The sequence below is a fragment of the Cellulomonas sp. KU4C genome, from assembly GCF_056868065.1.
In genome coordinates, this window is sequence record NZ_CP200322.1 from 3,724,539 (window position 1) to 3,735,599 (window position 11,061).

Here is an 11,061-nt window from a genome sequence, read left to right on the forward strand (position 1 = left end):
CTGACCACCGCGTGAAGCCCCTCGACCCCCGCCTCCTGCGGTACGCCCGTGCCGCCCGGGGCTACCTGGCCCTGACGGTGTCGCTCGGCATCGTCACGGCCGGGCTGGTCGTCGCCCAGGCGATCCTGCTCGCCCGCGTCCTCGCGGCCGCCGCCCACGACGGCGCCGACCTGACCGACCTGCTCCCGCAGATCGGCTGGCTGGCCGCCGTCGTGGCGGTGCGTGCGCTCGCGACCGGCGTGCAGGAGCGGTACGCCCACCGGGCCGCGACCCGGGCGGTCGCGGAGCTGCGCGAGCAGGTCGTCGCGCGGGCCGCCGAGCTCGGGCCGCGCTGGCTCGCCGAGGGCGAGGGCACCCGCGTCGTCACCCTCGCGACCCGGGGCCTCGACGCGCTCGAGCCCTACTTCGTGAAGTACCTCCCCCAGCTGGTCCTGTCCGCGACCGTCACCCCCGCGGTGCTCGTCGTGATCCTCGACCTCGACTGGATCTCCGCCGCCCTCGCCGCGGGCACGCTGCCGCTGGTGCCGATCTTCATGGTCCTGATCGGGCAGCTCACCCAGGGCCGGTCCGACCGCAGCCTGCGCGTGATGCAGCGGCTCGGCTCGCAGGTGCTCGACCTGGTGGCCGGGCTGCCGACGCTGCAGGCGTTCGGTCGCGAGCGCGGACCCGCCGCCCGGGTGCAGGCGCTCGGCGACGCGCACCGCAAGGCCACGATGGGCACGCTGCGGATCGCGTTCCTGTCCGGCATGGTGCTCGAGCTGCTGACCACGCTGGCCGTGGCGCTCGTCGCCGTCGGCATCGGCCTGCGCCTCGTGTACGGGCAGGTCGACCTCGTCACCGCCCTCACCGTGCTCGTGCTGGCCCCCGAGGTGTACCTCCCGCTGCGCCAGGTCGGCATGCAGTTCCACGCCTCCACGGACGGCGTCGCGGCGGCGGACCAGGTGTTCCGCGTCCTCGAGACGCCCGGGCCCGCGACCGGCAGCACGCCCGCCCCCGACCTGCGCACCGCGACGGTCCGGCTGCGCGGCGTGACCGTCCGCGCGCCGGGCCGCGACGTGCTGGCGCCCCACGACCTCGACCTCACGGTCGCACCCGGCCGGACCGTCGCGGTCACCGGCCCGAGCGGCGCGGGCAAGTCCACGACCGTCGACCTGCTGCTCGGGCTGCTGCGCCCGGACTCCGGTGCCGTCGAGGTCGTCGCCGGGGACGGCACGGTCGTCCCGCTCGCCGACGTCGAGCCCCGGTCGTACTGGCGGCAGGTCGCCTGGCTCCCCCAGCGGCCCGTGCTCGATCCCGCCACCGTCTCCCGGCTGGTCTCCGGCGCCGAGGACGACGAGCTCGACGCCGACGGCCGCGCCCGCCGCGACGCCGCCGCCGGGCTCACCGGCCTGGACGCGGTCGTGGCCGCGCTGCCCGCCGGCTGGGGCACCGACCTCGGGCGCGGCGGCGCCGGCCTGAGCGTCGGCCAGCGCCAGCGGGTCGCGCTCACCCGGGCGCTGCTGTCCGACGCCCCGCTGGTCGTGCTGGACGAGCCCACCGCGCACCTCGACGCCGCCGGCGAGCAGGTCGTGCTCGCGACCGTCCGGGCCCTGGCGGCGGCCGGCCGCACGGTCGTCGTCGTCGCGCACCGCCCGTCGCTGATCGCGCTGGCCGACGACGTCGTGACCGTCCACGCCGCCGCGACCGACCCCGCTCCCCTCGCCGCGGCGGTGGACCGGTGAGCGCCACGACCCGCCCGACGCCGACGGCCCGCGCGTCCGGCGCCCCGGCACCCCGCACGCGCCTCGGGCGACACCTCGCCGCCGACCCGCTGTGGCGCGCCGTCCGGCTGCTCGAGGTGGACACGCGCCGGGTGGCGCTGGCCGTGCTGCTCGGGGTCCTGGCGCTCGGGTGCGCGGTCGCCCTGGCCGCGGTCTCGGCGTGGCTGATCGTGCGCGCGTCCGAGATGCCACCCGTGCTCAAGCTGTCCGTCGCGACCGTCGCGGTGCGGGCCTTCGGCATCGGCCGTGGGCTGTTCCGGTACCTCGAGCGGCTGGTCTCCCACGACGTCGCCCTGCGCGGCATGAGCACGCTGCGCACCACCCTGTACACGCGGCTCGCGGAGGGCCGCCCCGGCGCGACGCTCGGGTTGCGGCGCGGCGACCTGCTGGCGCGGGTCGGCGCGGACGTCGACGCCGTCGGCGACGTCGTCGTGCGCGGCCTGCTGCCCGCCGCCGTCGCCGCGGTGCTGGGGCTGGGGTCCGCCGTCGCGATGGGGCTGTTCCTGCCCGCCGCCGGGCTCACCCTCGCCGCCTGCCTGCTGGTCGCGGGCGTCCTCGCCCCGTGGCTCGCCCAGCGCGCGGCCCGCACCACCGAGCACCGCGCGGCCGGCGCCCGGGCCGAGATGGCGGCGACAGCGCTCGGCCTGCTGGAGGACGCCGGCCCGCTGGCGGTCCAGGGCCGCACCGACGCCGAGCTCGCGCGTCTGCGGGCCGCCGACGCCGACCTGGCGCGCGCCACCGACGCCGGCGCCGGGCCCGCCGCGCTCGCCGCCGCGCTCGGCAACCTGGCCGTCGGCGTCGCGGTGCTCGCGGCGCTGCTCGTCGGCGTCCCCGCCGCCGTCGCGGGGACCCTCGCGCCCGTCGAGCTGGCGGTGGTCGTGCTGACACCGCTCGCGGCGTTCGAGGCGACGAGCGTGCTGCCCGCCGCCGCGATCCAGCTGCACCGGTCCCGGGTCGCGGCGGCGCGGCTGGTCGCCGTGCTGGACGCCGCCGCCACACCGGAGGAGGCCGTGCCGGGCACGGGCGCCTCGACGGGCGTCTCCGGAGCGACCCCCGACCCCGTCCCCACCACGGCCTCGGCCGTGCGTCACCGCGACGCCACCGCACCCGACGCCCCGGCTCCCGAGTCCCCCGGCGCCCTGCTCGAGGCGCGCGGCCTGGCCGTGGGCTGGCCCGGTCGCGAGCCCGTGGTCCGGGACCTCGACCTCGTCGTGGCGCCGGGCCGCAGCCTCGCGGTCGTCGGCCCGTCGGGCGTCGGCAAGACGACGCTGCTGCTGACGCTGGCGGGCCTGCTGCCGCCGCGCGCCGGGGAGGTGCTGCTCGACGGCGTGCCGCTGCGCGCGGTCGACCCGACCGTCCGGGTCGCGCGGCTCGCCCTCACCACCGAGGACGCCCACGTCTTCGAGACGACCGTGCTGGAGAACCTGCGGGTCGCCCGCGGCGACGCGACCGAGGACGAGGCGGTCGACGCGCTGGTCCGCGCCGGGCTCGGCGACTGGCTCGCCGGCCTGCCCGACGGTGTCGGCACGGCCCTCGGTCCGGACGCCCGCAGCGTGTCGGGCGGCGAGCGCCGCCGGCTGCTGCTCGCGCGGTCGCTGCTGTCCACCGCCCCGCTGCTGCTGGTCGACGAGCCGGCCGAGCACCTGGACCCGGCCACCGCGGACCGCCTGGTCACCGACCTGCTCACCACCCCGCACGCGGGCGCGGACCGGCCCGCGGCCCGCGGCGTCCTCGTGGTCACGCACCGCCTCGCGCCGCTCGCCGCCGCGGACGAGGTCGTCGTGCTGCGCGACGGCCGGGTCGACGCGCGGGGCACGCACGCGCACCTGCTGGCCACCGACGCCCGCTACGGTGAGGCGCACGCCAGCGAGCAGCACGACGGTGAGACGGGGACGACGAGGACATGGCCGACGACCTGACCGGACCGCGCCGCCGCGGGTACGGACCCGACGGCGGGCACGGGTCCGCCGCCGACCTCCCGGAGCCGTCCTACGGGCCCGGCGTGACCACCACGATCCACGTGCGCGCGCCGGGCGGCCGGTCGCACCTGGAGCTCGGCACCGCCTCCGAGACCGGCGACGAGCTGGCCGACCTGCTGGACGCCGTCCTGTCCGTCGCCTCCGGGCTCGAGCTGCCCGGGGTGCTCGAGCGGTTCGTGCGGGTGTCCGTGGAGCTCACCGGTGCGCGGTACGGCGCGATCAACGTGCTGGACTCCCGCGGCGAGTCGACGACCTTCGTGCAGACCGGCGTCCCCGCGGCCGCCGCGGCGATGATGGGGCACCCGCCGCACGCCCAGGGCGTGCTGAGCCACATCCCGACCCACGGTGTGCTCAAGCTCGACGACCTGACGCAGCACCCGGCGTTCCGGGGCTGGCCCGCCGAGCACCCCCCGATGGGGTCGTTCCTCGGCGCGTCCGTCCGGGTCCGCGACGACGTCTACGGCTACCTGTACCTCTCCGAGAAGGAGGGCGGGTTCACCGAGCGGGACGCGACGACCGTGATCGCGCTGGCCGCGACCGCCGGGGTCGCCGTGGCGAACGCGCAGCTGTACGCCGACGCCGCACGCCGCGAGCACTGGCTGCGCGCGGGCCAGGACATCACGACGATGCTGCTGTCCGGCGCCGACGAGGAGGACGCGCTCGCCCACATCGCCGCGACCGCCCGCGAGGTCGCCGACGCCGACACCGCCGCGCTCGCGCTGCCGGGCGTCGGCGGCGACCTGCTGATCGAGCTGGCCGACGGCCACAACGCCGACACCCTCGTCGGCGCGCACCTCACCCCCGGCGGGCCCACGTGGTCCGTGATGGAGGAGGGCACCGGCCTGCTGATGGACTCGCTGTCGACCTCGCGCCGGATCACCGTGCCCGCGATGCGCGCGTTCGGGTCCGCGCTGTTCGCCCCGCTGCAGACCTCGGGCCGCGGGGTGGGCGTGCTCATCCTGCTGCGGCGCGTCGGGACCCTGGGCTTCGAGGCGCACGACCTCGCGACGGCCGAGTCGTTCGCCGCGCAGGCCGCGCTGGCGTTCGTGCTCGCCGAGGCCCGGCACGCGCAGGACGTCGCGGCGCTCCTGGACGAGCGCGAGCGCATCGCCCGCGACCTGCACGACCTGGCGATCCAGCAGCTGTTCGCGACGGGCATGCAGCTCGAGACGGTGCGCCGCCGGTCCGCGCGCGGCGTCGACCCCTCCGAGCTCACCGGGATCGTGGAGGAGGCGCTCGACAACGTCGACGCCTCGGTCCGGCAGATCCGCCAGATCGTCTACGCGCTGCGCGACCCGGACGCCGCGACCGGCATCGTCGAGCGGCTCCGACGGGAGGCGTCGCTGGCCCGGACCGGGCTCGGTTTCGCCCCGTCCCTGGTGGTCACGCTGGACGACGAGGCCGTCGCGGACGGCGACTACATCGTCGCGGACCTCATCGACGAGCGGATCGGCCCGGACCGGACGGACGACGTCGTGGCGGTGGTCCGCGAGGGGCTCGCCAACGCGGCCCGGCACGCGCACGCGTCCTCGGTCGGGGTCCGGATCGCGGTGCACGGGGTCGGGCCCACGGGGTCCGTCCGGGTCGAGGTCGAGGACGACGGCGTCGGCCTGCCGAAGGTGCGCGACCGGCGCTCCGGCACCGGCAACCTGGCGGCCCGGTCCCGGCAGCACGGCGGCACGTTCACGCTCGGGGTCGCCCCCGGGGGGACCGGGACGCTGCTGTCGTGGGAGGTCCCGCTCGGCTGAGCGCCGACCGCGCCCCTGAGCGTCGCCGGCTCGCCGGGACGCCCCGGCGCACCCGAGCGTCCGGCCACGCCGAAACGGGTCCGTCGCGCCGAGTCAGGCCCGCCGAGCGCCCTGTCTCGGCGCGGAGGTCCTGTCTCGGCGCGGAGGTCCTGTCTCGGCGCAGCGGCCGCCCGCGGCGGGACGAGGGCGCCGCGGTCAGCTGTGGCCGGTCTCCGCGCGCCAGCCGCTGTGCCGACGGGCGGCGACCCACGCGGCCACCTGCGTCCGGCGCTGCAGGCCCATCTTCGCCAGCAGCGACGTGATGTGGTTCTTCACGGTCTTCTCGGCGACGCCCAGCCGCTCGGCGATCTCCCGGTTGGACAGCCCGTCGCCGATCAGGTCGAGCACCTTCATCTCGCTGGGCGTGAGGTTCTCGGTCGGGTCCTCGTGACCGGCGCGGCGGCGCGTGACCGTGCGCTCGTCCAGCAGGGTCCGCCCCGCGGCCACCGCGCGGATCACGTCGGTGATCTCCGCGCCGCGCACGCTCTTCAGCAGGTAGGCCGCGGCGCCCGCGTCCAGCGCGGCGGCCAGCGCGTCGTCGTCGTCGAACGAGGTCAGGACGATCGCCCGCGCGGTCGGCAGCGTGGTCCGCACCTGCGTCATCAGGTCGATCCCGGTGCCGTCGGGGAAGCTGCAGGTCCACCAGCAGCACGTCGGGGTGGACGAGGCCGGCACGGCGCACGCCGTCGGCCACCGACCCCGCCTCGGCGACGACCTTCATGCCGTCGGCGCGCTCGACGACCTCGGCGATCCCCCGCCGCACGACCTCGTGGTCGTCGACGATCATCACCGAGATCGGTCCCGTGCGGGCCGGCTGGACTGCGCTGTTCGTGGCGGACACGTGGAGCATCGTATCGACAGCGTCCAGCCTGGTCGCGCACCGCCGCACCGGCCGACGGCCCGGACTGCGGAGTTCACCTGGCGGCGCGCCCGCCGGTAGGGAACTCTCTGCCCATGACCACCGTCCTGCTGCCGTCGTCCATCGCCCTGTCCCCCGCGCTCCCGGACGGGGTGCGCGCCGTGACCTACGACGTCGAGCAGCCGCTCCCCGACGACCTCGTGGACGCCGAGGCGCTGGTGGCGTGGGGCAACCCGCCCGCGCTGCTCGCCGACGCCGCGCGCCGGATGGGGTCGCTGCGCTGGGTCCAGACGCTGGCCGCGGGCCCGGATGCCGTGCTGGCCGCCGGGTTCGCCCCGCACGTGCAGGTCACCTCGGGACGCGGCCTGCACGACGGCCCGGTCGCGGAGCACACGCTCGCGCTCGTGCTGGCCGCCGCCCGCCGGCTCCCGGAGCTGGTCCGCGCCCAGGACGCGCACCGGTGGGCGTCGGAGCTCGGCGGGATGCAGCGCTCCCCGCACGAGGGCGGCGACTTCCGCTCGCTGTCGGGCGCCCGGGTGCTCATCTGGGGCTTCGGGTCGATCGCGGCGCGCCTCGCGCCGCTGCTGACCGTGCTGGGGGCGCAGGTCATCGGCGTGGCTACCCGGTCGGGCGAGCGCGCCGGCTACCCGGTGATCGCCGCGGACGAGCTGCCGCAGGCCCTGCCGGGCACGGACGTCCTGATCGGCATCCTGCCGTCCACCCCCTCGACCCGGAACCTGCTGGGCGCGAAGGTGTTCGCGCAGCTGCCGTCGCACGCGTGGGTGGTCAACGTGGGCCGCGGCAGCACGCTGGACGAGGCCGCGCTGCTCGCCGCGGTCCGCGAGGGACGGCTCGCGGGGGCGGCGCTCGACGTGTTCGCCACCGAGCCGCTGCCCGCGGACTCGCCGTTCTGGGACGAGCCGCGCGTGCTCGTCACCCCGCACGCGGCCGGCGGTCGGCCGATCGGCGCCGACACGCTGCTGGCCGACAACATCCGGGCGTTCGTCCGCGGCGAGCCGCTGCGCAACGTCGTGCGCCGCTGACCCCACGGCGCGGCGCGGCGACTGCGTGTCAGGCCGAGGGCGCCGGCTGGCACCGCGGGCAGAAGTGCGAGGACCGGTTCATGAACGGCTCCCGCACGACCGGCGTCCCGCACCGCGGGCACGGCTCCCCCGCCTGCCCGTACACGGCGAGCGACCGGTCGAAGTAGCCGGACGCCCCGTTCACGTTGACGTACAGCGCGTCGAAGCTCGTCCCGCCCTGCTCGAGGGCGTCGCGCATCACGCCGGTGACGCCGTCCAGCACCCGCAGCGCCGTCGCCTGGTCCAGCTCGGCGGTCGGCGTCGCGGGGTGCACACGGGCGCGCCACAGGCCCTCGTCGGCGTAGATGTTCCCGACGCCGGACATCACGGTCTGGTCGAGCACGGCCCGCTTGACCTGCGTGCGACGCCGGCGGATCGCCCGTGCCACGGCGTCGGCGTCGGCGGCCGGGTCGAGCAGGTCCCGGCCGATGTGCGCGGCCGGCGCGGGCACGAGCGGCAGGTCGGTCCCGGCGCCGCCCGCGCGGCCGTCCGGGGTGGGCACGAGGTCGACCACCGACAGGTGCCCGAAGGTCCGCTGGTCGACGAAGTCCAGCGACCCGCCGTCGTCGAGCAGCAGCCGGACCCGCAGGTGCGGGTGCGTACCACCGGCCTCGACGTCGGTCGGGGTGGCGCGGACGAGCAGCTGGCCGCTCATGCCGAGGTGCGCGAGCAGCGCGTCGTCGGGCTCGGCCCCGGCGGCACCCGGGTGGTCGAGCGGCAGCCAGAGGAACTTGCCCCGTCGCGCGGCCGCCGTGAGGGTGCGCCCGGTCAGGCGGCCCGCGAGGTCCAGGGGCCCCGCGAGGTGCCGGCGCACGCTGTACGGGCGACGGACGTCCACCGACCGGACCGTGCGGCCGACGACGTGACGCGCCAGGCCGTCGCGGACGGTCTCGACCTCGGGCAGCTCGGGCACGGGCCGGGCGGGGTCAGTCGGCCGCGGGCGCGGTGGCCGCGGCGGACTCGCCGGCGGCCTCGAGGGCGGTGTACGCCAGCGCGGCGGCGCGCTGCTCGGCGAGCTTCTTCGCGGTGCCGGTGCCCGTGCCGTGCACCTCACCCGCGACCACCGCCTCGGCGGTGAAGGTGCGGGCGTGGTCCGGGCCGTCGCTGGACACGTGGTACGTCGGGGCGCCGAGCCCGAGGGCCGAGGTGAGCTCCTGCAGGCTGGTCTTCCAGTCGAGGCCGGCGCCGAGGTCCGCCGCGGCGGTCAGCGTCGGGCCGACGAGCCGCATGACGACCTCGCGGGACGCCTCGAGCCCGTGGGACAGGTAGACGGCGCCGAACAGGGCCTCGAGGGTGTCGGACAGGATCGAGTCCTTGTCCCGACCGCCCGTGGCGAGCTTCCCCTTGCCGAGCAGCACGTACGACCCGAGGTCGAGCGTGCGGGCGACCTCGGCCAGCGCGCGCTGCGACACCGTCGCGGCCCGCATCTTCGCGAGCTCGCCCTCGGACTGCGCGGGGTGGACCCGGTACAGCTCCTCGGTGACGACGAGACCCAGGACGGTGTCGCCCAGGAACTCCAGGCGCTCGTTCGTGGGGATGCCGCCCGCCTCGTGGGCGAACGACCGGTGCGTGAGGGCGAGCACCAGCAGCCGGGTCCAGACGGACCCCGCTGCTGGGCGAGCTGTGCTGCTGCGGTGCTCATGCGTGCTGCCGCGCTGGTGCTGCCCCCTGCACGTCCGGTCGAGGACCGGCGGCGAGGACGGATCAGCGGGTCGTCAGCCGGCGTGCTCGGTGCGCATGGCCTCGGCGTAGCGGCGACCGGCGTAGGCGCCGCAGGTCGGGCACGCCTGGTGCGGGCGCATGTTCGACTTGCACTGCGGGCAGGTCGTGAGCGTCGTGGCAGTGGTCTTCCACTGCGACCGACGCGCACGGGTGTTGCTGCGCGACATCTTGCGCTTCGGAACAGCCACGGCTAGTCTCTCTCTTCTCGTCAAGCGTGCTCTGCAGTCCGCCGAGGGCGGCCCACCGAGGATCAAGGGTCTCATGCGAATGGTCCGGGTCGTCCGCCAGGTGCGCTCCGCAGATGGAGCACAGCCCGGGGCAGTCGACACGGCACAACGGCTGGAAGGGTAGCGCAGTCACGACCGCGTCCCGGACCACGGGCTCGACGTCGACCAGGTCGCCGTCCAGCTCGCGGAGCTCCTCCTCGTCGTCCCCGTCCTCCCGAGCGACCTCGGCGCGACCGGGGTGGACGAACAGCTCCTGGATCGAGACGTCGACGTGGTCGACCACCTCGTCCAGGCACCGCACGCACTCCCCGACCGCCCGTGCCCGCGCGGAGCCGGAGACCAGGACCCCCTCCATGACCGCCTCGAGCCGGAGATCCAGCTCGACGTCGTCACCGGTGGGGACGCCGATCACGTCGGTGCCGAGGTCCTCGGGGGCAGGGGCCGTGAGCTGCACACGACGCATCGATCCCGGGCGTCGCCCGAGCTCGTGGGTGTCGAGCACGAAGGGCGAGCGGGGATCGAGGTGAGTCGTCGCGCGCTCCACGTCCACGTTCCTGTCCTGAGGGGTTCGGCACCTGCGCAACCGGCAGGACCAACGGTCAAGCGTACGGCACCGCGACGGCTCCACCCAATCGGGCGCCCGTCACAGTCAGCCGGTCGGGTCGTCGAGGCGCCCGGCGAGCTTGGCCCGCCCCGCCTGCACCTGGCTCAGGACCTTGCCGAGGTCGATCTCGAAGTCGGCGAGCCGGCGGTCGCAGTAGTCGTCGGCGTCGCGGCGCAGCCCGCGCGCGGTCTCCTCGGCCTCGCGGACGATCTCCGCGGCGCGCTGCTCGGCCAGGGCGACGACGGACTCCTGCTCGACCAGCTCGGCGGCGCGGCGGCGCGCGGCGGCCTCGATCCGCTCGGCGTCGGCCTGGGCGGCCGCGCGCTCGGCGTCGGCGGCGGCGAGCACGTCGTCCGCGCGCCGCAGCTGGGTCGGCAGCGCGGTGCGGGCCTGCTCGACGAGGTCCAGGAGCTCGGCACGGCTGACCAGCACCGAGGAGGACATCGGCATCGCGCGTGCGGCCTGCACGGCGTCCTCCAGGGCGTCCAGGACGGACGTCAGGGTGGCGGCGTCGGCGGTGGGCTCGGTCATGCGGGGCTCCCCTCTCCGGGTGCTGCGGCGGCGGCGAGCGCGCTGCGGACGGCGGCGGCGACCGCGGGGGTCACGAGGTCCTCGATCGGGCCGCCGTGCCGCGCCACGTCCTTCACGAGGGACGACGCGACGTGCGACAGCGCGGGGTCGCCGACGACGAACGCCGTCTCGACCCCCGACAGGTGGCGGTTCATCAGGGCCATCGGCAGCTCGGCGTCGAAGTCGGCACCGCCGCGCAGGCCCTTGACGACGAGGTCGGCGCCCAGGGCGCGCAGCTCGTCCGCGAGCAGGCCCGCCGACGAGGCGACCCGGACGCCCGGCAGGTCGGCCACCGCGTCCTCGATCAGCGCCACCCGGGTGGCGACGTCGAGCAGCGGCCGCTTGGCGGCGTTGTGCGCGACGAGCACGACCACCTCGTCCGCGAGGCGCCGCGCACGGCGCACCACGTCCAGGTGGCCGAGCGTGACGGGGTCGTACGAGCCGGGGCACACCGCGAGGACCACGGGCCCG

The 11,061-nt window shown here is 76.6% G+C and carries 9 protein-coding genes and 2 pseudogenes; 4 read left to right on the forward strand and 7 right to left on the reverse strand.

Features of this window, described 5'->3' with window-relative positions; all coding sequences use genetic code 11:
- The first annotated feature begins 11 nt into the window (after positions 1-11).
- Genes cydD through AC1VL8_RS17705 form a run of 3 tightly spaced genes read left to right on the forward strand, consistent with a single transcriptional unit; the run spans position 12 to position 5,487 of the window.
- Positions 12-1,721: a thiol reductant ABC exporter subunit CydD gene (cydD, locus tag AC1VL8_RS17695; protein ID WP_483076078.1), complete on the forward strand. Its 1,710-nt coding sequence runs from the start codon at positions 12-14 to the stop codon at positions 1,719-1,721.
- Positions 1,718-3,679 (forward strand): thiol reductant ABC exporter subunit CydC, encoded by a 1,962-nt coding sequence (cydC, locus tag AC1VL8_RS17700; protein WP_483076079.1) that lies wholly within the window; start codon positions 1,718-1,720, stop codon positions 3,677-3,679. Before cydD ends, cydC begins: the two co-directional genes overlap by 4 nt.
- Complete coding sequence (locus AC1VL8_RS17705; RefSeq protein WP_483076080.1) at positions 3,664-5,487, forward strand: GAF domain-containing sensor histidine kinase; 1,824 nt, start codon at positions 3,664-3,666, stop codon at positions 5,485-5,487. The genes cydC and AC1VL8_RS17705 overlap by 16 nt, the downstream gene beginning before the upstream one ends.
- 195 nt (positions 5,488-5,682) lie before the next feature.
- Here AC1VL8_RS17705 and AC1VL8_RS17710 read toward each other — a convergent pair.
- Positions 5,683-6,313: pseudogene (locus AC1VL8_RS17710) on the reverse strand (response regulator).
- Between the two features lie 167 nt (positions 6,314-6,480).
- Here AC1VL8_RS17710 and AC1VL8_RS17715 point away from each other — a divergent pair.
- Complete coding sequence (locus AC1VL8_RS17715) at positions 6,481-7,428, forward strand: phosphoglycerate dehydrogenase (RefSeq protein WP_483076081.1); 948 nt, start codon at positions 6,481-6,483, stop codon at positions 7,426-7,428.
- 28 nt (positions 7,429-7,456) lie between these two features.
- Here AC1VL8_RS17715 and mutM read toward each other — a convergent pair whose 3' ends face one another.
- From mutM to coaD, 6 genes and pseudogenes are all read right to left on the reverse strand, one after another.
- Positions 7,457-8,380, reverse strand: coding sequence for a bifunctional DNA-formamidopyrimidine glycosylase/DNA-(apurinic or apyrimidinic site) lyase (gene mutM, locus AC1VL8_RS17720; RefSeq protein ID WP_483076082.1), 924 nt, complete (start codon positions 8,378-8,380; stop codon positions 7,457-7,459).
- Positions 8,381-8,393: 13 nt separating this feature from the next.
- A complete protein-coding gene (gene rnc, locus AC1VL8_RS17725) occupies positions 8,394-9,050 on the reverse strand; it encodes a ribonuclease III (protein WP_483076083.1) in 657 nt (218 codons plus the stop codon).
- A gap of 132 nt (positions 9,051-9,182) precedes the next feature.
- On the reverse strand, positions 9,183-9,377 hold the full coding sequence (gene rpmF / locus AC1VL8_RS17730; RefSeq protein ID WP_389235135.1) for a 50S ribosomal protein L32: 195 nt from the start codon (positions 9,375-9,377) through the stop codon (positions 9,183-9,185).
- A gap of 4 nt (positions 9,378-9,381) precedes the next feature.
- A pseudogene (locus AC1VL8_RS17735) lies at positions 9,382-9,879 on the reverse strand (YceD family protein); the annotation flags it as partial.
- A gap of 186 nt (positions 9,880-10,065) precedes the next feature.
- A complete protein-coding gene (locus AC1VL8_RS17740; RefSeq protein ID WP_389235129.1) occupies positions 10,066-10,551 on the reverse strand; it encodes a hypothetical protein in 486 nt (161 codons plus the stop codon).
- Positions 10,548-11,054: a pantetheine-phosphate adenylyltransferase gene (gene coaD / locus AC1VL8_RS17745; protein ID WP_483076084.1), complete on the reverse strand. Its 507-nt coding sequence runs from the start codon at positions 11,052-11,054 to the stop codon at positions 10,548-10,550. The genes AC1VL8_RS17740 and coaD overlap by 4 nt, the downstream gene beginning before the upstream one ends.
- Positions 11,055-11,061 lie beyond the last annotated feature (7 nt).